The sequence below is a fragment of the Micromonospora sp. WMMD736 genome (genome assembly GCF_049179015.1).
In the GTDB taxonomy this organism is placed as follows: domain Bacteria; phylum Actinomycetota; class Actinomycetes; order Mycobacteriales; family Micromonosporaceae; genus Micromonospora.
Genome location: NZ_JBMHMI010000001.1, coordinates 1,093,702 through 1,116,238 on the forward strand (window position 1 = coordinate 1,093,702; position 22,537 = coordinate 1,116,238).

The 22,537-nt window shown below is 72.5% G+C and carries 23 protein-coding genes; 5 read left to right on the forward strand and 18 right to left on the reverse strand.

Annotated elements, in window-relative coordinates:
- Positions 1-12: 12 nt before the first annotated feature.
- The 14 genes from ACN269_RS04860 to ACN269_RS04925 all read right to left on the reverse strand — a co-directional run bounded on the left by ACN269_RS04860 (position 13) and on the right by ACN269_RS04925 (position 13,945).
- Positions 13-1,449 carry a hypothetical protein gene (locus tag ACN269_RS04860; protein ID WP_421471229.1) on the reverse strand — a complete coding sequence of 479 codons (1,437 nt, stop codon included), beginning with the start codon at positions 1,447-1,449 and terminating at the stop codon, positions 13-15.
- Entirely contained in the window at positions 1,442-1,945 is a 504-nt protein-coding gene (locus tag ACN269_RS04865; protein WP_421471230.1) for a hypothetical protein, read from the reverse strand. The genes ACN269_RS04860 and ACN269_RS04865 overlap by 8 nt, the downstream gene beginning before the upstream one ends.
- Position 1,946: 1 nt before the next feature.
- Positions 1,947-2,270, reverse strand: a complete 324-nt coding sequence (locus ACN269_RS04870; RefSeq protein ID WP_421471231.1) for a hypothetical protein — start codon at positions 2,268-2,270, stop codon at positions 1,947-1,949.
- A 10-nt stretch (positions 2,271-2,280) separates the two neighbouring features.
- A complete protein-coding gene (locus tag ACN269_RS04875) occupies positions 2,281-4,308 on the reverse strand; it encodes a hypothetical protein (RefSeq protein ID WP_421471232.1) in 2,028 nt (675 codons plus the stop codon).
- Positions 4,305-4,952: a hypothetical protein gene (locus ACN269_RS04880; RefSeq protein ID WP_421471233.1), complete on the reverse strand. Its 648-nt coding sequence runs from the start codon at positions 4,950-4,952 to the stop codon at positions 4,305-4,307. The genes ACN269_RS04875 and ACN269_RS04880 overlap by 4 nt, the downstream gene beginning before the upstream one ends.
- Positions 4,952-5,452, reverse strand: coding sequence for a hypothetical protein (locus ACN269_RS04885; RefSeq protein ID WP_421471234.1), 501 nt, complete (start codon positions 5,450-5,452; stop codon positions 4,952-4,954). Before ACN269_RS04885 ends, ACN269_RS04880 begins: the two co-directional genes overlap by 1 nt.
- 2 nt (positions 5,453-5,454) lie before the next feature.
- Positions 5,455-6,933 carry a hypothetical protein gene (locus ACN269_RS04890; RefSeq protein WP_421471235.1) on the reverse strand — a complete coding sequence of 493 codons (1,479 nt, stop codon included), beginning with the start codon at positions 6,931-6,933 and terminating at the stop codon, positions 5,455-5,457.
- Positions 6,930-10,151: a hypothetical protein gene (locus ACN269_RS04895; protein ID WP_421471236.1), complete on the reverse strand. Its 3,222-nt coding sequence runs from the start codon at positions 10,149-10,151 to the stop codon at positions 6,930-6,932. Before ACN269_RS04895 ends, ACN269_RS04890 begins: the two co-directional genes overlap by 4 nt.
- A 2-nt stretch (positions 10,152-10,153) precedes the next feature.
- Positions 10,154-10,408 (reverse strand): hypothetical protein, encoded by a 255-nt coding sequence (locus ACN269_RS04900; RefSeq protein WP_355051243.1) that lies wholly within the window; start codon positions 10,406-10,408, stop codon positions 10,154-10,156.
- A gap of 28 nt (positions 10,409-10,436) precedes the next feature.
- Positions 10,437-10,865 (reverse strand): hypothetical protein, encoded by a 429-nt coding sequence (locus ACN269_RS04905; protein WP_421471237.1) that lies wholly within the window; start codon positions 10,863-10,865, stop codon positions 10,437-10,439.
- A 16-nt stretch (positions 10,866-10,881) separates the two neighbouring features.
- Positions 10,882-12,051 carry a hypothetical protein gene (locus tag ACN269_RS04910; protein WP_421471238.1) on the reverse strand — a complete coding sequence of 390 codons (1,170 nt, stop codon included), beginning with the start codon at positions 12,049-12,051 and terminating at the stop codon, positions 10,882-10,884.
- A 35-nt stretch (positions 12,052-12,086) separates the two neighbouring features.
- Complete coding sequence (locus tag ACN269_RS04915) at positions 12,087-13,028, reverse strand: hypothetical protein (RefSeq protein WP_421471239.1); 942 nt, start codon at positions 13,026-13,028, stop codon at positions 12,087-12,089.
- 140 nt (positions 13,029-13,168) lie between these two features.
- Positions 13,169-13,471 (reverse strand): barstar family protein, encoded by a 303-nt coding sequence (locus ACN269_RS04920; RefSeq protein ID WP_421471240.1) that lies wholly within the window; start codon positions 13,469-13,471, stop codon positions 13,169-13,171.
- A gap of 36 nt (positions 13,472-13,507) precedes the next feature.
- Entirely contained in the window at positions 13,508-13,945 is a 438-nt protein-coding gene (locus tag ACN269_RS04925; protein ID WP_421476197.1) for a ribonuclease domain-containing protein, read from the reverse strand.
- Positions 13,946-14,187: 242 nt separating this feature from the next.
- Between ACN269_RS04925 and ACN269_RS04930 the strand changes: the two genes are divergently transcribed.
- Positions 14,188-15,000: a hypothetical protein gene (locus ACN269_RS04930; protein ID WP_421471241.1), complete on the forward strand. Its 813-nt coding sequence runs from the start codon at positions 14,188-14,190 to the stop codon at positions 14,998-15,000.
- 38 nt (positions 15,001-15,038) lie between these two features.
- Here the strand turns inward: ACN269_RS04930 and ACN269_RS04935 are convergent, their stop codons facing one another.
- Both ACN269_RS04935 and ACN269_RS04940 read right to left on the reverse strand, forming a co-directional pair.
- Positions 15,039-15,989, reverse strand: coding sequence for a DUF559 domain-containing protein (locus tag ACN269_RS04935; protein ID WP_421471242.1), 951 nt, complete (start codon positions 15,987-15,989; stop codon positions 15,039-15,041).
- A gap of 109 nt (positions 15,990-16,098) precedes the next feature.
- A complete protein-coding gene (locus ACN269_RS04940; RefSeq protein WP_421471243.1) occupies positions 16,099-16,338 on the reverse strand; it encodes a winged helix-turn-helix domain-containing protein in 240 nt (79 codons plus the stop codon).
- A 195-nt stretch (positions 16,339-16,533) separates the two neighbouring features.
- Here ACN269_RS04940 and ACN269_RS04945 point away from each other — a divergent pair, with 195 nt between their 5' ends.
- The gene (locus ACN269_RS04945) at positions 16,534-16,827 is read left to right on the forward strand and encodes a cell division protein DivIVA (protein ID WP_421471244.1); all 294 of its coding nucleotides are present in this window, start codon (positions 16,534-16,536) and stop codon (positions 16,825-16,827) included.
- Positions 16,821-17,105 (forward strand): hypothetical protein, encoded by a 285-nt coding sequence (locus ACN269_RS04950; protein WP_421476198.1) that lies wholly within the window; start codon positions 16,821-16,823, stop codon positions 17,103-17,105. The genes ACN269_RS04945 and ACN269_RS04950 overlap by 7 nt, the downstream gene beginning before the upstream one ends.
- Here ACN269_RS04950 and ACN269_RS04955 read toward each other — a convergent pair.
- On the reverse strand, positions 17,068-17,874 hold the full coding sequence (locus ACN269_RS04955; protein WP_421471245.1) for an SHOCT domain-containing protein: 807 nt from the start codon (positions 17,872-17,874) through the stop codon (positions 17,068-17,070). The two genes, ACN269_RS04950 and ACN269_RS04955, sit on opposite strands and share 38 nt — an antisense overlap.
- 378 nt (positions 17,875-18,252) lie before the next feature.
- Positions 18,253-20,031, reverse strand: coding sequence for an ABC transporter ATP-binding protein (locus ACN269_RS04960; RefSeq protein WP_421476200.1), 1,779 nt, complete (start codon positions 20,029-20,031; stop codon positions 18,253-18,255).
- A gap of 92 nt (positions 20,032-20,123) precedes the next feature.
- Here ACN269_RS04960 and ACN269_RS04965 point away from each other — a divergent pair, with 92 nt between their 5' ends.
- Both ACN269_RS04965 and ACN269_RS04970 read left to right on the forward strand, forming a co-directional pair.
- The gene (locus ACN269_RS04965; RefSeq protein WP_421471246.1) at positions 20,124-20,552 is read left to right on the forward strand and encodes a MarR family winged helix-turn-helix transcriptional regulator; all 429 of its coding nucleotides are present in this window, start codon (positions 20,124-20,126) and stop codon (positions 20,550-20,552) included.
- A gap of 145 nt (positions 20,553-20,697) precedes the next feature.
- Positions 20,698-22,482, forward strand: a complete 1,785-nt coding sequence (locus ACN269_RS04970) for an N-acetylglutaminylglutamine amidotransferase (protein WP_421471247.1) — start codon at positions 20,698-20,700, stop codon at positions 22,480-22,482.
- Positions 22,483-22,537 lie beyond the last annotated feature (55 nt).

Genomic DNA, 22,537 nt, shown 5'->3' on the forward strand with positions numbered 1-22,537 from the left:
GCGGCCCCCCGCTCAGACGATCCGGAACGGCCGGGGGTCGTCCCGGTCGACGTAGACGGGCACCTGGTTGGCGGCGAGCACCGCGTTGTCGCCGACCGGCAACCGTTGCACCCCGTCGCCGGTGGGCGCGCTGCCGGTCACCACCACCGCCGAGTCGGCCGGGAAGCGGACCAGCCGCAGGTCGCGCACGTCGGCCACGCCCGGCTCGTTCATCAGCGTCCAGATCACCTCGGCGGCGCGGACCGGCTCGCCGAAGGGCAGCTCGTCGACGTACCGGCGCAGTCGAGCGTGCAGCCGGGCACGCAGCTCGGTGGCGGCCGTGGAGGCGTTGATCGTCTCCTTCGAGCCGGTGGGCAGCGGCAGGCCCCGGATCACGAGGTCGGCCTCGACGCCGATGCCGACCTCGTCGGCGCGGTCCACCGAGGCGAAGATGCCCACCGGGCGCAGGTCCTCGATGACCGACTCGACGGCGGCGTGCAGGCCGTCCGGCCCGTCCCAGATGGCGGCGGCGGTCGGGGCGACGAGCACCGTCACGTAGTACGGGTTGCCCAGGTCGCGTTCGGTGCTGAAGACCCGCTCGATGAAGTTGAAGTTGCCGAAGATGGACTGGTTGAGGTCCAGCCCGCCCCGGCCGTCGAAGACCTGCACCTGACGTACGCCGGGCACGGTGGCCACGGCGAGGCCGATCGCCTCGGCCGTCCAGATGGAGCGGGGCGCGGCGAGCAGCAGTTGCCGGTAGCGGGTGTCGGAGACCTGCTGTTCGCCGCCGGTGAGCGCGACGGTGTGGGTGATCTCGATAAGTTCCTTGCCGGCGGCCTGCTCGGCGTCGTCCAGGTCGGCCAGCAGGGTGTCGGCGCGGTTCCAGCGGTCGATCTTCTGCTGGGGCTGGGTGGGGTCGAGGTTGTGTGCCGGGCCGGGATAGAAGGCGGCGACGGCCGGTTCGCGCTCGCCGACGGCGGCGGAGAGCACCACCGTCTCGTCCAGGGCCACGTGGTGCCCGCCGGGAGTGGACAGCCGGGCGCCCCGGGGCAGCGTGAGCTGTGGGTGGCCGGTCGGCAGCGCGGCCTTGAGCTTGAGCTTCACCGTCCCCCGGGCCGGCAGGTACGGCCGGGGTATGCCGAGTTCCTCGCCGAGGCGGGTGAGCGCGTCGGCGGTCGCGGACACCACGAAGGAGTTGTCGTAGACCGCGCCGATCGCGGCCCACATCCGGGCGTCCTCCAGGGCGGCGAGTTCGAGGACCTTGCGCAGCACCGCACCGCTGGTCAGGTCGACATCCTCGCCGAAGAGCAGTCGGGCGGTGGCCAGCTTCTCGGCGAGCAGCCGGGCGAAGGACTTGGGCACGAAGCCGGTCTCGACGATGCCGAAGCCCGTCGAGCCGGTGGCCCGCAGCGCGGCGGCGTCGACGGCGAGGACGTCGGCCAGCTCGGCCGGGAGGGTCGGGTCAGACACTGGGCAGCTCCCCGAGGCGCACCGAGAGCCGGTCGTCGGTGATGGTTTCGAACTGGACCTGGACCTGGAGGGTGCGCGAGGCACGCAGCGCGGCGGCCGACGCGTCGTCGACGCGACCCGCGCCGAGCCGGCCGTCGTCGAGGTTCACGTCGACGATCTTGCGGACCCGCGGGTCGCGGTCGAGCAGGGTGATGATGCCGATCCGGACCTGCTCCCGGATGAGGTTCGGCTCGATCTGCTCGGCGAGGGCGTTGAGCCCGTCGAAGCCGAACGTCGCGTCGAAGACGTTCGAGCCGCGCAGCGTGGTCAGCGCCACCGCGAGGCTCTGCGCCACGTTGCCGGTGCCCTCGACCAGGGCCAGCGCCCGGCCGTTCGGGCCGTCGTCGAAGACGATGTCCCGGGCCAGGTCGACGCCGGGCATGGTGGGTTCGAAGGCGAGCCCCCAGCCGAGGTAGCGGCGCTGGGCGGCCTGCCGTTCGCGCTCGGTACGGCCCACGTCAGGCTGCCTTCAGCTTGCTCTGGCCGGCGCTGGCGGACAGTCCCGGGCTGGACCCGTCGGTGGCGCCGCTGAGCGAGTCCAACGCCACGGCGACGGTGCCGACCTTCAGCTTGCCGGCCGCCCCGCTCGCGGACGTCACCGTGCTGCACTGCTTGGTGGAGTTGCTGGTGGTGATGGTGCAGCCGGACACCGACCTGCCGTTGATGCCGTCGAGGCGGACCACCGGCTTGTGGTCGACGGTCAGCTTGCCCTGCCCGGCCGGAGAGACCTTCCCCTGGTTGGGGCAGTGCACGTCGCTCGACGTGGTGAGCACGAAGGCCATGTCCCTCTCCTCAGTGGACGTTCATCGCGTTGCTGACCTGGACGTCGACGTCGTCGGCGGCGATGTTGACCGTGCCGCCGCTGATGTTCACCGCGCCGTTGCCGGCGTCCAGGTCGATCTGGGTGGCGGTGATGGTGATCGAGCCGTCCTGCTTCATGACGATCGAGGACCCGCCGGCGGCGTGCTCGATGGTGATGCTGTCGGCCTCGTCGGCGCGGGCCGGACGCTGGCCGCGACCGTTGAGCTGGGCCCGGCCCACCCGCACGGTCAGCTCGCCCACCTCGATGACCCGGTTGCCGTCGCCGTCGGTGAGGTCGTGCGTCACCTTGCCGTCGTGGTCGGCGGGGGTCACGGTGTCGGCGATGGACGAACGGCTGCCGCTGGCCACCCCGACCGGCAGGGACAGCCACCAGTCCCCCGGCTCGGACACCGGGGCGTGCCCGGTGGGCCAGAGCGCGCCGACCTCCACCGGGTCGTCCGGCGCGCCGTTGCGGTAGGCCAGAGCCACCCGGGTGCCCGGGTAGCGGGGCAGGATCAGCCCGCAACCGCCCCAGGCGAACGGGGTCAGGTAGGTCACCCCGGGCAGCGGCGCGGGCTGCTCCCGGCGTACCGGGAGGCGGCGGGCGGCGTTGGGCCGGCCGTCCGGGCGCACGAGTCCCTCCCACACCGTCTCGGTCTGCGCGGGCGGCTCGACCGCGCCGCTGGCGTTGGTGGCGACCGCGCGCACCTCGCCGATCTCCAGGCCGCGCGTCTCGCCCCGGGCGGCGCGGGCGGCCCGACGCACCGCCTCGGCGGCGGCCACCCCGGGCGACGACGCCGGACCGGCCGGCTCGGCGGTCCCCACCCCGGACGCGTCGCTCCAGGTGTCCCACGCGCTCGCGGCGGAGGCGACCTCGACGCCCTGCACCACCGTGACGAAGCCGGCGGTACGGGACAGGGTGTGCCGGGTGGCGCTGAGGTAGAGCAGCTTCGCGCCGGCACCCAGCTCCCCGGTGGACGGGGCGAACGGTGCGGCGAACGAGCCGAGCAGCGCCGCGCCGACGCTGCCCAGCGTGGTGGCCTCGTCGGTGGTGGGCGGGTCGAAGCGCACCAGGTCGCCGGGCTTGAGGTCGGGGCGGCCCTTGAGGGTCAGCGTCCACGCGCGGCGGCGCGGCGCGGCGGTGCCGCCGGTCTCGGTGGCCGCGTACGGGTCGGTCTCCTGGGTGCCGTTCTCGGTGCAGGCCAGCAGGCCGGTGGCGAGGGTCAGCGGCTTCGGCTCGCCGTCGGGGTACGGGACGGGACGCTTGCCGACGTGCACGGTGCCGTCGCGGATCAGCAGCATCCCCCGCCCGTACGCGTTGAGCGACTGCTGCACCGCGCCGCCGATCCGCTCCAGCGCGGCCCGGTAGAGCAGCCCGGCGCCGAAGGCGGCCCGTTCGTCGCCGGCCGCCTCGGTGGCGCCGGAGGTCATCGTGCCGTCCGGGTTGGCCCCCCAGGTGGTGATGTCCACTCCGGTCCGCTGGGCGATGGCCTGAACCGCGGCGCTGAAGGTGGCGGCCTCGAACCGTTGCGCGACCCGCTGCCCGAGCCGGGCGTACGCCTGCTCGACGAGGGTCAGCTCGGTGTCGTACGTCCGCTCGCCGGTGAGCCGTCGTACCTTGGTGACGCGCAGGACGGCGACCAGCGCCTGGGTCAGCTCGGCCGGGGTCGGTCCGGCGTTGACGCCGACCAGGTTGGTGAAGAACGCGCCGACGGAGGTGTTGGCGTCGCGCCAGTACAGGTGCAGCTTCGCCACCAGCGGCGGTTGTCCCTCGGCGGTGCGCAGCGCGGCGAAGTGTTCGTCGAGGAGTCCCTGCACGGTGACCGTGTACGCGCCGGGGCCCAGCCCGTCGGGCAGCGCGGCGTCGATGGCCGCGTAGTAGTCGGCGCTGGACAGGGTGAGCGTGGCGTCCGGGCTGATGCCGGTTGGGGTCTCCCGGTGGAAGGTGATGGTCCAGCCGGCGTCGTTGCCGACGGCGCCCTGACGTACCTGGCCGGTCTGGAACGGCGTGAGCGTCACCGCAGCACCCTCCGCATCTTCTTGTCGAGCAGGTAGCGGTAGCGCAGCCGGGCGGGACCGAGGTCGGACTCGACGCGCTGCGCGGGCGGCCGGCGACGCCAGACGAACTCGTTGATCGGTGGTGGCCCGAACTGGTCCACCGCGCGGTCGGTCCGCCGCCAGGCCACCGTCAGGTAGGAGCCGTAGTCGCCGGAGCCGCGGACCGTGCCGGCGTGCAGCAGCCAGGCCAGCACCAGCACCTCGACGGCGACCGGGGTGACGCCGGGCGCGGTGGGTGTGCCCGCGTCGGGGCAGACCCGGCGCAGGCCGGTGGCGAGCGGCACCGAGCCGAGGATGCGGGTGCCCTGGCGGACGACGAGGCGCAGCGGCACCCGACCGACCAGCGCCGGTGGCCGGGGCGTGACCGGCGGCGCGGGTCGGGGCGCGAGGTCGTCGGCGGAGCTGCCGACCACGGCGAGCGGGTCGGTGGTCAGCCACTGTCGGGCCAGGCCGGTGGGCAGGATCAGCACCGCGTGCACGCCCGCGCCCAGTTCGACGCGGTGCGGGAGGCCGGCGGTGAGACTCTGCCGCACCTCGGTGAACCCGTCGGGCACCTCGATCGGTGTCTCCGGCAGCAGGTAGCGGTCGATCGGGAACGGTGACATCAGTTGCCCAACCCGTCGGCGAGCGCGCCGACTCCGATGCTGGCCACGTCGAGCAGCTTGCCGAGCAGGCTGGGACGCGGCACGTGGACGAGGGTGATGGTGGTGTCCAGGACGTCGCGGCGGGTGGCCGAGGCGTTGAAGGTCAGGGACTGCACCTGCATGTCGGTGCGGATGGTCATGGAGGTGACCAGGATCAGCCCGCCGAACTTCCCCCCGGAGTACGCCGCCAGGGCGGTGCCGCGTTTGCTCGCCTCGGCCATCGTCTCCAGGGCGAACTTCCAGGCGTAGCGTTCCGCGCCGACCAGCACCCCGGTGAGCGTGATGGTGTCGTCGTGGGTGGCCACGATGGCCTTGTGCGCGGTGGAGCCGATCGGCGGCAGGTGGTACGTCTGGGCCAGGGAGATGGCGGTGACCGCCCACAGTGGGATCGGCAGCACACCGTCGCTGATGATCGCCGACGGCACCGTGCCGTACCGCATGAAGCTGCTGGTGATCGCCATGGTCAGCGTCCTCCGGTGGGTGGCAGCGGCACCGGCGTACCGGTGGGTTCGACGGCCAGGCCGAGGTCGCGCAGGGCCTGGGTGATCTCGCGGACCTCGCCCGCGGCGCTGGTGACGCGCAGCCGCAGCCGGCGCTCCGCCAGGGCCGCGCTGATCCGCGCGGGCCGGGTGGACGCCGAGCCACGGCGGTTGATCCGGTCGATCTCGGCGGCGGCGTCCTCCATCCGGGAGATCGCGTCGAGGATGCGCGGGTCGGGGGTGAACCCGGGGTCGTCGCGCTGGAGGCGGGCGATGGCGTCCCGGAAGTCGGCGGCGTCGCGGCGCAGGTTGACCACCAGGTTGTCGGTGAGCGCGTTGACCCCGCTGACGCTGGTGGCCCGGTGGGACTTGTCGTCGATCAACCACACCCAGCCGTCGTGCCCGATGCCGACGAGGTCGGTGCCGGCGACCTTGACGTTGGCGTCCGGTCCCTTGAGGAACAGCTCGATGCTGCTCAGCGAGAACGCCGCGCTGTACTCGCCGAGCACGCCCCGTCCGTAGGTGACCATGTCGTGGCGCAGGTAGGCGCGGAAGCCGGGGCCGTCGTCGGCGCGTCCGCCCCGGTCGCGGAAGCGCCGCCAGAGGGTGGCCAGCGCCTCCGGGTTGTGCACGGCGAGCTGCTGGGTGAGCCAGACGTCGCCGCCGGCCACCACCGCCCGCAGGTCCGGATCGCCGATGCGGGCGAGGGCCTCGGCGAGCCGGGCGTCACTCATCTGCAGGCCGCGCGAGCGGGCCCGACCGAGGTCGTCGACGGCGGTGCGCAGCCGGGCCAGCTCGTCGGGGGTGAGCCGGCCACCGAGGCGGGTTTCCAGGTCGGCGACGGCGGCCCGTTTGCCGGCCTCGCCCTCGGCGGCGACCGCGCGCCACAGCGCGGCCGGTTCCAACTCGGCGGCGCGGCGCAGCGCCGCCTGCCGGTCGGCCGGCATGGCCCGGAACGCGTCACCGACGAGCGCGGTCGGCTCGACGTGCCGGCCGGCCGCGCCGCCGCCGGCCTCGAACTCGCGCAGCAACGAGTCGGCGTACGCGCCCGCGTCGTCGGCCAGCCGCAGCGGCGCGTCGCCGACGATGCCCTCGCGCGGTCGGCTCAGCTCGCGCATCTCGGTGCTGAGCTGGTCGAAGTACTCGCCGAGGGTGGCCACCCGCACCCCCTCGGGCAGGGTGCCGCCCTCCAGGACGTGGTCGAGGATCGCGGCGATGTTGTCCCGCAGCACGGCGATGCGTTCGAGTCGGTTGAGCGCGTTACCCAGGTGCAGGTCGCCGACGTCGTCGACGATGCGGCGGATGAGGTGTTCCAGCAGCCGTCGGGAGCGCACCTCGCCGGCCTCGCTGTGCTCGGCGATGGTCCGCATGAAGCGCCGCAGCCTCGGGTTCGCGTCGGCGGCGGCGTGCACGGCGGCGGCGTCGAGGAACCGGCCGGCGCGGAACCGGCGGGGCCCGGTCATGGCCGCACCACCGGCACGCGCGGGCCGGCGGCGGCACCGCCGGACGGCGAGTCGAGCACCATGAGGATGAACCGGGCACCCTCCGGGCCACCGACCGCGCCGCTGAGCATCGCCTCGCGCTCCACGTACGCGAGGATCGGCTCCATCAGCTTCTGCACGACCCGTTCGAGGACCTCGTTGAGCAGGATCTCGGTGAGGAAGCCCTGGAGCAGGTCGCGGGACGCGGCCTCGACGATCTGCCGGGTGACCCGGCGTACCACGTACCCCCGGGCGGCCCGCAGCCCCGCGCGGACGCCGAAGCGCAGCGCGACCCGGCCGCCGCGCACGGCCGCGCCGCCGATGGTGCCGGCCTCCGGGATGAGTGACATCGCCAGCCCGAGGTACGCGGCGAACAGCTCGACCTCGACCTCGGTGCGGGTGAGCACCAGCTCCGGGTCCAGCATGGAGCCGTAGAGGCGCTCACGCTGGTGGGCGTGCACCACGTCGACGGCGGCGACGGCGACCCCGACCACGAAGCCCAGCGGCGGGCAGAGCAGCGACAGCGCGATGATCCCCACCATGATCCCGAACGCACTCAGGGCCTCCCGGCCCAGCTCCGTGCTGAACAGGTTGTCGACGCCGGTGGCGTAGTAGAGGTTGCCGCCGAAGAACTCACCGAGCTGCTGGTGGGTGACGAGGTGGATGCCCTGCAACGCGAACCGGCCGCCGGGAATGGTCGCCGACGGGATGTGTTCGCTGATCCGGCTGGAGCGGAAGGCGAAGTGCGCGTCGGTGCGGGCGCGGCCCAGCATCTCGGTGTTGTGGCGTCGCATGTCCTGCAACACCCGCCACAGCTCGTCGCGGATCGCCGACCGGTTCCCGGCGAAGCGGGCCAGCACGTCCGGCAGGTCGCTGATCTGCTTGACCAGTGGATCGATGCCCTCGGCCTCGCCGCGCTGGATGACCAGCGCCTGTTCGATCTCGGCGAGGGTCCAGAGCACCGCGTGCGAGTCGCGGACGCGGGCGACACCGTCACGTTCGACGATCTCGCCGGCCGCGCCGGGGCTGGTCAGGGCCGCCTCGGTGGCGAGAAACGCGCTGGAGACGGCGCGGGCGGCTCCGTACCAGGCGGTGGACGGGTTCACCATGCTCAGCGTGGCGACCGTGCCGCCGCCCAGGTCGGTGTGCTCCTGCGTCCACCGGGCCGCCTCGTGGCGGCGCAGGCGCTCGCGCAGCCCCTGCAACTCGGCGTAGTCGGTGAGCTGGGAGACGATCAACCGCTCGAAGATCGGCGCGTACGCCTCGAAGCGGGCGATCCGCGCCTCGATGCCGGTCCGGGAGCTGAGCAGGAGCTGCACCAGCATGGCCTGGCTGCCGACGACGAACAGCTCACCCACCGCCGCGTTCACGGCCGGGCTGAGCGCCTGCACGAAGTGCAGGTTCCAGGAGGCGGACGTGTCGATCCAGCCGCCCCGGATCCGCGCGAAGTGCTCGGGCTGGCGGTAGCGGCGCATGACGAGCTGGGCCAGGTGGTCCAGGCGCGGTACGACGCCGGCCAGGTGGCGCAGGAACTGTACGGCCGGCGAGGCGACCGGCCGGAAGTCCAGCGGGCCGAGCCGACCGCTGCCCTCGGGTACCGGCCGGGTGAACGCCTCCCGCTCGGCCGAGCCGACGAGCAGGCTGATGGCGGCGGCCCGGCCGCGCAGCACGGCGGCGGCCTGGAGGCAGAAGTTCGCGGGGTAGCGGCAGGGCTCGCCCATCTGCAACCGGAACGCGATGTCGTCCATCAGTCGGCGCAGCTCGTCGCCGTCCGGGCCGAGCGCGGCCAGCTCCGGCTCGCCGTTGAACGACGCGCAGGCGGGCATCGTGGAGTGCCCCGCCCCGACGGCGGGGAACCGGCGCCCCTCGGTGCCGGGCGGCGCGCTGGGGCTGCTCGGGTCGAAGACGAAACCGCCCCGCCGGCCGGCGGCGCCACCGTCGCCCGTGCCGCCGGCCCCGCCCCCGGGACCGGTGCCCGGCCCGCCGCTGCCCGGCCCGGTGCCACCCGGCCCGCCGCCACCCGGCCCTGTGCCACCCGGCCCGGTGCCACCCGGCCCAGCGCCACCCGGCCCAGCGCCACCCGCTCCGCCGCCGGGCGGCACGTTGGGGTCCGGCGGGGCGGCCGGACGCTGCTCGACGCTGATCGGCAACAGGTTCGCCGTACCGGTGAAGTGCAGCGTGGCGTCGGTCTCCTCGGTGCCGACCAGCAGCAGGGAGACGCCGCCGATGTCGACCACCACCAGGCTGGTCGGCGTGGCCCCGCCCACCGAGGCGAGGATCGCGTCGACCCGCCGCCGCACCTCGGCGTCGACGGCCCGCTCGATCTGCGCCTGGTACTCCTCGACGCTGGTGGTCTCGCCGCGCGGCGAGGCGATCCGCAGCCGCCGCCGGATGTCGCCGCTCAACTCCTCGTCCACCATGGCGACCAGGGCGTTGCGGTCGGCGACCGGCCGCCGTTGCACCGTCCCGGGTTGCGGGCTGGGCACCCGCTCCACGACCTCGAAGTGGGGTTGCGGGGTGGCCCGGAACACCGTTTCGCCGAACTGGTCGAAGGTGAGCACCGACAGTGGAGTGGTGGTCACCATGATCGCCCAGACCTGGCGCCCGTCGGGACCGATCACCCGGGCGATGATCCCCTGCGGGGTGCCCGACGGAAGGCCGCCGTGCTGGCGTACCGCCTCGCGGGCCAGCTCGGCGAAGTGACCGGCCAGGTAGGCGGCCGGGCGCAGCAGCCACTGGTAGGTCACCTGTGGCGGCTCGGGACCGTCCACCGGCACCTCGGCGGCGTCCCCACCGGCGTCGTAGGACGGCACCCGGTACACGGCGAGCAGGTGGCGCATCCGCTGCGGATCGAACAGCTCGGTGGCCGGTTCGCTCAGCGGCAGGGGCACCCCGGGCGGCAGGCCCGGGTCGAGCCGGGCGGCGGCGACCACCTCGTCGACGCGCTGGCGCAGCCGGGCCTCGAAGACGCGTCGCTCGTCCGGCGTCACGTGTTCCCGGGCCGCGCCGGTCCAGCGGATCTCCGGCGCGTCGGTGCGTACCTCGAGGTAGCCGCCGTGCGGCGCGACCACCTCCTCTCGGGAGCGTTCCAGGGCGCGGGCCAGGGCTGCGGCGAGGGCGTCGGTCACGGCCTCCGGCCGCTCGGTCACCGACCGGGCGTCCAGCCGGATCCGCACCGGCACGTGCACCGAGATGGCCACCGTCAGAACCGCCCGTCCAGGTGCTCGGCGAGCCGGGCCAGCGCGAGGTCCGCGAGCGCGTCCGCGTCGAACGCGCCGCCGGCCGCGACCACCTCGATCTCCACGGGGAAGTGGTACGCGATGACGGCGCGGTCGTCCTCGGCCACCTGCTCGGCCTCGGCCTCGCTGCCGGCCGCCGGCAACACCAGCTCACCCGCGTGCACCAGGGCCAGCCCGGTACGGGTGACCCGGGCGGCACGGCCAGCTCCGGTCGCCATCTGTTACCTCCGGTTGATCCTGATGGGGTTACGGCAGGACGGACGGGTCGCCGGTCTTCGGGTCGACCGAGGCCGCCAGGCTGAAGCCGCTGAAGGTCGCGGCCGGCGCGCCGGAGATGGTGGCGGTGGTCGGTGTGGCGCTGGTGATCAGGCAGTCCTGCAACACGAAGGACGAGAACGACCAGTCGTCGCCGGTGTGCTCCAGCAGCGCGATGTCGAACAGCTCGCCGTCGAGGGCCAGTTTGGTGAGCCGGCCGGCGACGTCCCCGATCGCCTTGACGGTCATCGTGAAGTTCATCGACACGGGCGCGTGGATGGCGCCCATGTGGGTCACCTCGCACGAGTGCAGCGCCTCGACGTTGAGCGAGAACGACGGGCTGAACGAGTCGATCGGGCTGATCAATACCGTCTCGGTGCCCTTGGTGTACTGCACCGCGAGGCGGGTCTTCCACTCCATGGTCTGGTTCCTCCGGTCAGAACTTGGCCACGAGCGTGACCAGCAGGCGGCTCACGGCCGGGCCGTACGTGACGGTGACGACGAGGTCGACGGTGCGATCGGCCCGGGCGGCGGTGACGATCGACGTGTCGGTGGCGGTACGGGCGACCTCGGGGATGGTGAGGATGTCGAGCACCGGGATCTCGATGCGGTAGTCGTCGATCACGGCCTGCCGCTTGAGCGGGCCGAGGATGCCGTCCACCTGGGTCTTGAGCAGGGTCATGCCCGGCTTGGTGATGCGGGCGTCGCCGACCAGGCCGATGAGCCCGGCGCGGAGCATGAACTCGATCTGATCGAGGGTGCGCACCAGGTCGACGTGCAGCAGGCTCGCGTCGGAGGTGAACAGCCGCCCGTCGGCGAAGTGCAGGCTCTCGCCGGTGATCAGCGTGGGGTCGATGATCGGGGTGAGGTTGGCCTCGGAGAGTCCCTTGATCTCGGCCGGGCTGTACTGCTTGGCGACCGGGATGGCGACCCCGCGGATCTTCTTCAACACGATGCTGTGGTGCACCGGCAACCCGGCCACGGCTGCCATCGCGGCGGTGGCCGCGTCGCCGTCCGCGCCTCGGGCGGCGATCATCACCATTCGGCTGGTGCTGCTCTTGAGCGGGTTCGCGGCGGTGGTGATGTCCCCGACGTAGCTGGGGCTCTTCTCGGTGGCCGGGTTGACCATGGCGAAGCCGATGCGTCGCTGGCCGGCGGCGGACATCGTCTCGACGTGCGCCTTGAGGGCGTGCAGCCCGGTGGGCGCGCCCGCGCCGGCGGGGTTGCCGACGGTCGACTCGTTGGCCAGCGACACCATGGTCACGTCGTCGGCGGCCTCCAGACCGCTGAGCGCGGCGGCGTAGTCGTCGCCGGCGACCTTCACGCCGTACACCTTGGCCGGGCGCGGATCCTGGAGGAACGCGAGTTCCAGGGAGTTGTAGAGGGCGTTGCGGACCACGTTGCCGGCCTGCCGGCGGGCGAAGTTGGTGACCGCGTCGTCGAGGGTCTCGATCCGGACCGGCGTGTTCGCCGGGGCGGAACCACCGTCGGCCGTGGACGGTGCCTTGCCAACCACGGCGATGACGCCCGGCGAACGCTGGGCCAGCGGCGCCGGCGGCGGCACGATCCGGACCTCGATGAACGGGAATGCTGCTGTCGGTGCCACGGGTCCTCCCGGACGAAGTTGCTGCTGGTCTGATCTCAGGTCGGCACGGCGGCGAGCCCGATGCCGCTGCGGGCGAGCCACTGGCCGGCGCGGGCGAACCGGGCGGCCCGCTTCTGCGCGGCGGTGCCGGTGTCGCCGCCGGGCCATCCGTCGTCGTCGAACGTCTCGACGGGCACCACCCACACGGCGACCACCCGGTGTCGCCGCCGGACGTCCTCGGGCGCGGGCACGTCCAGTCCCAACTCCTCGGCCCGGGTGCGGACCAGCCGCGTCTCGACGAGCAGGTCGGCCAGGGAGAAGCCCTTGTCCCGGACCAGCACGGCGGCGGCGAACGGCAGCGGGCGGGGTGTGGGCGGGGTGGCCGGCGGCGCGGCGTAGCGCAGCCGCACGGTCGCACCGGCGGCCTGCCCGCGCATCCGGTCCACCAGGTCACCGGCGTTTGCCGCGCCCACACCGGCGAGCAGCCGGTCCAGGTGCGCGTCGGTGAAGGCGGCCGGCTGGTGCAGGCCCGCCCGCAGCCGGGCCACCAGTCGGGTACGGCGTTCGGTCTCCAGCAGCGCCGGGTCGGCCGGCAACGCGCCCAGGTCGGCGATGATCTGCGGGTCGACGTCGAAGGCCGGCATCGCCACGTCGAGGTCCTCGACCCGGTCCCGGGCCGTGCTCGTGCGCACCACGAGACTCCCCCGCCAGAGCGCGTCGATACGCAGCGCCGGCCCGCCGAGGCCGTGCAGACGCACGCGCAGCTCGGTACGGGTGGTGCCGGCGTCGCCCAGCCACTCCCCCTCGGCGAGGGTCACCGGCGCGGCGGCGAAGCCGAGGGTCAGCTCGTCGAAGACGGCCGCGTACGGGGGCGCGACGGGCATCGCCTCGATGTCGTACGCGGCCTCGACCAGGTGGGCCAGCGAGGCGTCGTCGAAGAGCGCGGCGCGGGTGCCCGGGTCGGCCAACCGCACCAGCACACCGTCGACGAAGTCCACGCCGCCGCCTCCCCGCTGCCCCACGCCGGGGCACGCCGCCCGGCTCGGCACGAGGATGGCGAAGAGGCCGTCACCCGAGCGTCACCGCCACCGTCACCGCCCCGGTCGTCGGCCGGACTGTCGGCAGCCCGACCGAGACCTCAGGGACGCAGGATCACGCGCAGGGGGTGCGGGGCGCTGCTGGCCAGGTCGTCGAGCACGGTGCGCAGCAGGGCGTACTTATCAGCGGGCTCGTCGGCGAGGAGTTGGCCGGCGTCGGTGACCAGCAACGTCAGCGGGCCGGTGTCCAGTCGGTCCCGGAGCACGTCGGCGAGGGCGTCCCAGGTGTCGCCCAGGTACGCCGGCAGGTCCAGCGCCTCGGCCAGCGCGGCGAAGAGCGCGGGCCGGGTACGGGCTGCCGCCCCGGCCAGCACCACCGCAGCAGCCTGCTCAGCGTCGTCCATCCGCGTGCCTCCTGGACCGGCTGGTCACCGGGTCGGTCAGAGCCGGTAGAAGTCGGTGTAGTGGTTGGGCGAGAACCAGGTGACGCCCGTGCTGCGGTTCACCACGATCCGGTACGCGTCGCGGGCCGCGCCCTGGGTGCGGGGATACACGTCGTACTCGTAGTAGGTGGCATTGGTGGGCAGCTGACCCTCGTAGTTGTAGAACCGACCACCGGCGAAGTTGGACAGCCCGCCACTCCAGGAGTACCAGCCGCGGCTGGTCGGAAAGCCCTTGGCGGACCAGCCGGAGCGTGCGGTGCGCGCGTCCGCGCAGCGGCTGATGGTGCAGGAGCTGTAGACCGCCGCCGACGCGGAGTCCGTCAGCCGTGGGGTGACCACGGACGGGCCGACCAGCGTGGCGGCGACCAGGGCGAGGAGCAGGGCGAGGGTGGTGGTACGCCGGCGGATCGCGCCGAGCGTGGCCAGCGGGGACACGAGGGTGGACACAGGCTGCCTCCAGACCATCCGATCCATCGACCCGCGTCAGTGGCGGGTCGGGCTCAGTCTGGCCGCTGTCCGTGGTCGGCGACAGTCCTGTCAGCCCAATTGCTCCACAATGCCCGGTGAACCCCGGGCTACCGACATTGTGTCGCACATCGGCGCGGCGACGGGCATTTCGGTCATCCGTTGGTAGCGTGAGCTGCGGGCGCGTGGACCCGTGACCGTGAAGGGGTGCCATGTCGGACGCTCCCGAGCAGAGACCGAGGCCCGCGGATCTGTGGCGGCAGCGGGGCGTCCGCGCGCTGAGGATCACCCGGGACGGCAGCGTGCGCGCCTGGCGGTGGTGGAGGCGCACGTGGGACCGGCTGGTGGCCGCGCTCCAGGACGAGGCCCCCGCCGGCGGCGGCCCGTCCCCGCCCGGCCCACTGGTCGAGCAGCGCGACGCGCCCCGGCTGATCGCGGTGCCCGCGCAGGGGTACGTCTACTCGTTCTACGTCCGCGCCACCTTCGCCTGGTCGTCACCGGCGAGCCTGCGGGCGGAGGTGCTGAACTGGTACGTGGGGTACTTCCAGCCGAACGCCATCCAGCGACTGACCCGGCTCGCCGCCGACGCCGCCCGGGACCTGCCCCCGCACCGGGCCGCCGACCTGGAGGTGGCGTTGCAACGGGCGCTCGCCCAGGACCCGGAGTGGTCCTACCGGCGCGGCGACGTCCTGGTGACCTGCCGACCCGACGCCGCCGTACGCCTCGACGAGCGGATGATGCCCGCGCTGCGACCGCACGTCGACGCGATGGTGCGGATGGAGTACCAGTTCGACGAGCAACTGCGCCGGGCGACGTACGCCGAGGAGTTGAGCCGGCGGTGGGCGACGATCCTCGGCGACCACCTCGCCGCGGACGCGGACCAGGAGCTTGCGGACGCCCGCGAGCACCTGCTCGTCGCCCAGCGGGAGGCCGCCCGCTGGATCAACGAACTCCTCAGCCACCACCACGCCACTCCCGCACCCCACCACCACACACCCGCTCCAAGATCACATGATGGTGAGTAGTTGTTGACGGCTGCCGAGAACTACTCAGCATCAAGTGATCATGGGCGAATGCGGCGGCTGGCGAGAATGGCGAGGGTCTCCTGGCGGACCGCCACTGGATTCGTCATGAGGCGACGGTGGCTGAACCGGACGACGAGGATGCCAACGGTGGCGAGCAGTGCGTCGCGGCGGAGGTCGACCTCGCGTTCAGCCGGGTCGCCGTGGCTGGTCGCGCCGTCCAGCTCGACATTCACCCGTTCCGCCTCGGCGAACATGTCCAGATAGATCGCCCGGGCGCCCACTCGCACCCGCGCCTGCCGGGTGAACGTGGGCATTCCCGGGTCGGTGAAGACGTGATCGTGACCCCAGATCTCCAACGGGCTACGGCACCCGACGGCGAGTCGATCGACGAGCCCGCGTAGCGCTGAGCGGTCGGTCAACCTCGGCACCTCGGCAAGGGCGGCGACGAGGCGCTCCGGCGTGGTCAACCGGTCGTTGACCGCGCGGATGATGAGGCTCGGTCGGTCGACCGGTGGCAACAGCGGCCAAGAGTCCACCAGGGTCCGATCGAGCCGGGTGACCGGCAGCCCGCGCCGCATCACCACGTGCGGTGGCTCGATCGCGAAGCCGAGCCGGTGCCGCACCACGAGATGCGGCAGACTCCGCAGGCCCGATTCGGCGGTCACATCGAGGTGCACCGGCTCACCAGGTGGTTGACGCCGCAGGCCCCACACGTCAAGCGCGGTCAGGCGACTGAGCGCGCCACGCCCGCCCGAGTAGGCCAACGCAGCGCGGCGCGCCAACCCCGGCTCGATCCGCGCAAGAATCGGCAGCCCCGAGCGGGCATCCCGGACGAGTGCAGAGTCGACGTAGACCGCGGGCAGAATCCGAACCAGCCGACCGGCCCGACAGGCACCCTGGAGTGTCCACGGCGGTGCCACCCGGAGTACGTCCTGTCGGGTGGCCAGCCCGCCGCATCGGTCGAGCAGGGATTGCAGGCGCGCGTCCACGAGCCCACCCTGCCCTCAGCCGCTGCCCCGGCGAGGACCGCTGTGGACAGCGAAAGCACCTGTGGACGACCACCCGAAGCCCGGCCACATGTGCTAAGTGACCCCCGCGCTACGGCTCGCGCATCCAGGTCTTCGGGTCGGTCACGAAGATGCCCTTGCCCTGGTGCCGCCGGATGACCCGCAGCGCTTCCAGGCGGACGTAGACCATCTGGATCGTGGACGAGCTGACGTCGAAGCGGTTGGACATGTCAGCGATCGAGGGCAACTTGTCCCCTGGCTTGACCTTCCCGTTGCGCAGGTCTCCGATGATCTCTTCCGAGATCCGGATGTAGTCCGGTGTCTGTGGCATGGCACTCCTCGCGTGGCACGCCAATTTGATCACGACACGCACTGGCCAGACAACTAAGCGTTGCGACGACAGACTTAAGCATATATGTTTAAGAGCGGGTCGGTCCTCGCGTGGCAACGAGTGCGGCTCACTCCCCTCGGTCGGGGCGGGTGCGTGCACCCGTCCCGACCCCGCCTGCCCGCAGAGAGGACCGTCGTGGCTCAGGTGTACCGAGGAGGCCAACCGCAGCCGGCCGGCTACCCCGCCCGGCTGACGCCCTACGAGGTGCGGACCCGCGAGTTCGCCGCGCGCGGGCCCGGCGTCGACCCCGATGAGGTACGCGAGTTCCAGGCCCGCGTGGCCGACGAGCCGAGCACGCTGAACGACACGGTACGGCTGCTCAGTCAGGAGAACGGCCGGCTCGGACGGGCGCTGCGCGACTGGCAGACCATGCACGCTCGGGAGTGCCGGCCACCGCCCGAGCAACACCCCGACGCCCGCACCTGGTGACCGCGCGCCCCTCCCCCGGCGACCTGCTGATCATCGACGGGCGAGCGTCGGTGCAGTTCGCCGGGGAGCGTGCCCTGACCTTTCGCGTCGTCTCCGTGTCGGACCAGCCCACGTACGACGGGTGGGTCTGGTTGACGGGCTACGTCCTCGACCGTCGGGGCGACGCCACAGCCAGACGGGAGATATTCGTCCAACTCGCGGGGCTGACGCCGGCCGAGAATAAGCCCGACCGGCACCAGGTCAGAGTCGCGAGAGGATGTCGGCCTTCTTCGAGGTGAACTCCTCTTCGGTGAGAATTCCCGCATCCCGCAACTCGCCCAATTGCCGGAGCTGCGCGATCGGGTCGACCGCCGCCGCCTGAGGGGCCGGTGTCGCCTGGGGTGCCGGTGCCGGTGCCGGTGCCGGCGCCGTCGGCGGAAGTCCCGCGTAGTGATGGGTGTTCATGCGCTGCTGCTCGACGAGCCGAGCCGCCTGTGCCGTTTCATTGATGACGGAAACCGCCCGACGAGGGTCTGGCAGGTCCTCCAGGACGACCAACTCCAGACCGTTGGTCCGCTGCACCTTCACGATCACACTGCCGACGCCCCGCGCCTTCTGCGTGAGGGATTGCCGCAGATCGACATCGACCACATGGGCGATCGGCACCTGCTGCGCGTTCGTCGACAGCACTCCGCGTTCGAAGTACAGCATCGTCGCGGTCAACTTGTACCGTCCCGCACCGATACCGGTAAGCGGTTGACCGACGGCGGACCAGAGCACTCCGGGCTCTTCCGTCGGTGCTGTGTCGTGGGAGATGGGCGCGTTCTGCGCTGGACCGTCGGGCGTCTGCCGCAGGAGATGCGTCTCGACAACATTGGCGACCACCGTCCCCAGTGGTTGCCGAACGGCAGGCAAATTGGGGGAACCCGGCGACTGGGCGTCATCGATGAACAGCTGCCAGCCATCAGGCGGCGCAGGCCACGACGGATCAGGCTGCCAACCCGCCGGTGGCAGCCAGCCCTCCGGAGCAGTTGGCCAACCGGGCGGAGTATTGAAACGCATCACCATTCAGCGAGCCTTACCTACTAAATTGCCGCGCAATATTGCGGAGACTATACCGGCAGCAGGCGGACGTCCGTTCACCGGAAAGACCGTGAGAGGCCGTCCGAGTCGGCCCCCATTATTGGACGGATGTGGGTGGCGCCTCGGTTATCCGGTACCCGCCTGAGACTGCGGAACGTCAGACCCCAGAAACAGCCCTCCGGACCGCTGAACCAGGTCCCGCAGCCTCGCAAGCAGCCACCCGAGCCACTGTGGACGGCACGCCCACTGTGAAAAACCCCCACACGCGCCCGAGTTCTGCCAGCACTTCGATCGGTGACTGCTCAGCAACACCTCGCTCGACGTGTCATGTCGCCCACCAGCCAGCGATAAAAAGGCAACGGCTCACGCGGCCAGCGTCGCGTAGCGGCCCTGGCTGCTGAGCAGGGTGTCGTGGGTGCCCGTTTCGACGATGCGGCCGTGGTCGAGGACCGCGATCTGGTCGGCGTCGCGGACGGTGGAGAGCCGGTGGGCGATGGTGATCGTGGTCCGTCCCTGGGCGAGCACGTCGAACGCCCGCTGCACGGCGCGTTCGGTCTCGGTGTCCAGCGCGCTGGTGGCCTCGTCGAGGACGAGGATGCGCGGGTCGCGCAGCAGCGTACGGGCGATGGCGAGCCGTTGCTTCTCACCGCCGGAGAACCGGTGTCCACGCGAGCCGACCATCGTGTCGTACCCGTCGGGGAGCGCGGCGATGAGGTCGTGGATCTGGGCGGCGCGGGCGGCGGCCTCGATCTCGGCGTCGGTGGCGTCCGGACGGGCGTAGCGCAGGTTCTCGCGGACGGTGGTGTGCAGCAGGTACGTCTCCTGGCTGACCACGCCGACGATCGCGGCCAGGTCGGCCAGGCGCAGGTCACGCAGGTCGACGCCGTCGATGGTGACGCGGCCGGCGGTCGGGTCGTGCAGGCGGCTGACCAGGCCCGCGAGGGTGCTCTTGCCGGAGCCGGTCTCGCCGACGAGGGCGAGGCTGGTGCCGGCGGGCACGTCGAGGGTGATGCCGGCGAGGGCGGCGGTGTCGCTGCCCGGGTAGCCGAAGGTGACGTCCTCGAGGCGCAGGTGACCACGGACCCGGGCGGGGTCGAGGTGGACCGGTTTGGCCGGGTCGGCCACGTCGACCGGCAGGTCGAGGTATTCGAAGATCCGGGCGAACAGGGCCAGCGACGAGGTCAGCGACACGCCCACGTTGAGCAGGCCCATCAGCGGCCGGAACAGGCCGCCCTGGAGGGCGGTGAAGGCGACCAGGGTGCCGATGCTCAGCGTGCCGGCGGTGCCGGGCAGGCCGGCGGCGAGGTAGATGACGGCCGGTACGGCGGCGAAGATGATGCTCATCGAGGCCATCCGCCAGCGCCCGGCCAGCTCGCTGCGTAGCTCCAGGTCGACCAGCCGCTCGGAGGAGGCGGTGAACCGCTCGATGAGGGCGGGGCCGGTGCCCAGGGTCTTGGCGAGTTGGACGCCGCTGACCGACAGCCCCTCCTCGACGGTGACGTTGAGGTCGGCCAGTTCGCGTTGGCGCTGGGCGGTGATCTCGCGGCGCATCCGGGCGACCCGGCGGGTCAGCCAGATGGCCGGTGGCAGCACCACGAGTGAGACCAGGGAGAGCTGCCAGGAGAGCGCGACCATCGCGACGGCGGTGGCGACCACGGTGGTGAGGTTGGCCGCGACGGCGGTGGCGGTGGACGTGACCACCGACTGCATGCCGCCGATGTCGTTGGTGATCCGGGACTGCACCTCGCCGGTGCGGGTGCGGGTGAAGAAGCCCAACGACTGCCGCTGGAGGTGGCCGAACACGTCGGTGCGCAGCCGGTGCATGACCCGCTGGCCGACCTGGGTCGAGATCCAGGTCTGGACGACGCCGAGCGCGGCGGTCACGGCGGCGACGGCGACCATGCCGAGGACCAGCCAGACCAGCAGGGTCACGTCGCCCTGCGGGAGGGCCCGGTCGATGACGGTGCGCAGCAGGAACGGACTCGCCATCGAGACGATCGAGGAGAGCACGATGATCGCGGTGACGAGGACCAGCGCGGGTCGGTGGGGGGTGAAGAGGCGGCCGATGCGGCGCAGGGACACCTGGCGGGCCTGCTCCTTCTCCTCGGCGCTGACGGTGTGGTGGCCGCGGTCGCGGCCCATCGGGGTGCGTTCCAAGGGGTTCCTTCCGAAGGAGATATGCTGAGGTTACCTCAACATGAGGGAACAACAGCATCGGCTGCTACCGTATTCCGGTGACCGAGGACACCACCGACAGCGGCGACGAGAGCCTGGCCGAGACGTTCTGGGCGGTCGCGTCCCGTCTGCGCCGGCAGACCCGCGAGTCACTGGCCCCGTGGGACGTCACCCCCAGCCAGGCCCGGGCGCTCGGCGTGCTCGGCCGCCACGGCGAGGTACGCCCCGGCACCCTCGCCGAACACCTGCGCATCGCGCCCCGCTCGGCCACCGAGGTCGTCGACGACCTCCAGGCCCGGGGGCTCGTCGAGCGGCGGCCGGATCCGGCCGACCGGCGGGCCACCCTGGTCGCGCCGACCGCCGAGGGCGCCCGGGTCGGCGCCGCCATCCGGGCCGCCCGTCGCGCCGAGGCGGACCGCTTCTTCGGCCACCTCCCCGACGCCGACCGGGCCGAGCTGGCCCGCATCCTGCGCACCCTGCGCGGCTGAGACGGACACGGGGTTCACCCGCGGGTTTGCCGGTCCGCTGCGCGGGTAGCCAGCGCCCCCGTCTCACCGAGGGCCCCGCCACCACCAGTCGGGGAGACCTGACAGGAGGGGCCATGTCCGCCCTGAACCAGCACCATCCCGCCTGATGTGCGGGATCAGCGGGGAGGCGCGCTTCGACGGTCGGCCACCCGACCCGGCGGCGGTAACCCGGATGACCGAGGCGATGCGCTCCCGTGGACCGGACGCCGAGGGTCTGCTGACCGACGACTGGATAACCCTCGGGCACCGCCGGTTGACCATCATCGACCTGTCCGACGCCGGCGGCCAGCCGATGGTGCGCGACGACCTGGGCCTGGCGCTGGTCTTCAACGGCTGCGTCTACAACTATCCGGAGCTGCGCGAGGAGCTACGGAACGCCGGGTACACCTTCGGATCCACCAGCGACACCGAGGTGATCCTGGTGGCGTACGCGCACTGGGGGGAACGCTTCGTCGACCACCTGGTCGGCATGTTCGCGATCGGCCTGGTCGACCGGGTCCGACGGCGGCTCGTCCTGGCCCGGGACCGGCTCGGCATCAAACCGCTCTACCTCGCCGAGACACCTGGACGGCTCCGGTTCGCGTCCACCCTACCCGCCCTGCTGCGCGCCGGGGACGTCGACACCGGCATCGACCCGGTGGCGCTGCACCACTACCTGTCGTGGCACTCCATCGTGCCCGCGCCGCGGACCGTGCTGCGCGGCGTGCGCAAGCTGCCACCGGCCACCCTGCGGGTCGTCGAGGCCGACGGGCGCAGCCGGGAGCAGGTGTACTGGCAGCCCGACTACGTCCGGGAGCCCGCCGACGCCGGGATGGACGCCGCCGACTGGCGGGCCGCCGTCGGGGACGCGCTGCGCACGGCCGTACGCCGCCGGCTCGTGGCCGACGTCCCGGTCGGTGTGCTGCTCTCCGGTGGCCTGGACTCCAGCCTCATCGTGGCGCTGCTCGCCGAGGCCGGTCAGGAGCACCTGCGCACGTTCAGCATCGGCTTCGACAGTCGGGGCGACGAGTCCGGCGACGAGTTCCACTACTCCGACCTGGTGGCCCGCGCGTACGACACCGACCACCAGCGGATCCGGCTCGCCGACGACGACCTGGCGCCGGCCGTACGGCGGGCCGTGCAGGCCATGACCGAGCCGATGGGCAGTCACGACGTCGTCGCCTTCCACCTCCTCTGTGAACAGGTGGCGCGGCACGTGAAGGTGGCCCAGTCCGGGCAGGGCGCGGACGAGGTCTTCGCCGGCTACGGCTACCACCAGCCGCTCGTCGACGCGCCCCGGCACGGCGCCGCCGAGACGTTCGCGGCGGCGTTCTTCGACCGGGACCACGACGAGCTGCGCGCCATCGTCGGCCCGGCGTACGCGCTGGACCACGACGCCAGTCGGGACCTGCTCGCCGGGCACCTCGACGCGCCCGGGGCGCAGACCGCGCTGGACGCGGTGCTGCGCCTGGACACCCACCTGATGCTGCCCGACGACCCGGTCAAGCGGGTGGACAGCATGAGCATGGCGTGGGGGTTGGAGGTGCGCACCCCGTTCCTCGACCAGGACCTGGTCACCCTCGCCGCGCACTGCCCGCCGGAGCACAAGGTGGCCCACGGCGGCAAGGGCGTCCTCAAGGAGGTGGCCCGGGAGGTGCTGCCGGCCGAGGTGATCGACCGGCCCAAGGGTTACTTCCCGGTGCCGGCGCTGCGCAACGTGGACGGACCGGTGCGCGAGCTGGTCGCCCAGTCGTTGCAGGCCCCGGTGGCACGGGAGCGGGGCCTGTTCCGCCCCGAGTACGTGGCACGGCTGCTCGCCGAGCCGGACCGGGCCGAGGCGGCCGCCGGCAGCAACAAGCTGTGGCAACTCGGCCTGTTGGAGCTGTGGCTACAGAGCCACGACATCAGCTGAGCCACCGCCGCCGGCAGAGGACCGAGCCACCGCCGCCGCCACCTGAGGGACGACG

Coding starts and splice junctions, on each gene's coding strand:
- ACN269_RS04870 (WP_421471231.1), bottom strand. CDS start 2,270: ATGGCCTTCGTGCTCACCACGTCGAGCGACGTGCACTGCCCCAACCAG.
- ACN269_RS04880 (WP_421471233.1), bottom strand. CDS start 4,952: ATGTCACCGTTCCCGATCGACCGCTACCTGCTGCCGGAGACACCGATC.
- ACN269_RS04885 (WP_421471234.1), bottom strand. CDS start 5,452: ATGGCGATCACCAGCAGCTTCATGCGGTACGGCACGGTGCCGTCGGCG.
- ACN269_RS04890 (WP_421471235.1), bottom strand. CDS start 6,933: ATGACCGGGCCCCGCCGGTTCCGCGCCGGCCGGTTCCTCGACGCCGCC.
- ACN269_RS04900 (WP_355051243.1), bottom strand. CDS start 10,408: ATGGCGACCGGAGCTGGCCGTGCCGCCCGGGTCACCCGTACCGGGCTG.
- ACN269_RS04905 (WP_421471237.1), bottom strand. CDS start 10,865: ATGGAGTGGAAGACCCGCCTCGCGGTGCAGTACACCAAGGGCACCGAG.
- ACN269_RS04920 (WP_421471240.1), bottom strand. CDS start 13,471: ATGGACGACGCTGAGCAGGCTGCTGCGGTGGTGCTGGCCGGGGCGGCA.
- ACN269_RS04930 (WP_421471241.1), top strand. CDS start 14,188: ATGTCGGACGCTCCCGAGCAGAGACCGAGGCCCGCGGATCTGTGGCGG.
- ACN269_RS04940 (WP_421471243.1), bottom strand. CDS start 16,338: ATGCCACAGACACCGGACTACATCCGGATCTCGGAAGAGATCATCGGA.
- ACN269_RS04955 (WP_421471245.1), bottom strand. CDS start 17,874: ATGGTGATGCGTTTCAATACTCCGCCCGGTTGGCCAACTGCTCCGGAG.
- ACN269_RS04960 (WP_421476200.1), bottom strand. CDS start 20,031: ATGGGCCGCGACCGCGGCCACCACACCGTCAGCGCCGAGGAGAAGGAG.
- ACN269_RS04970 (WP_421471247.1), top strand. CDS start 20,698: ATGTGCGGGATCAGCGGGGAGGCGCGCTTCGACGGTCGGCCACCCGAC.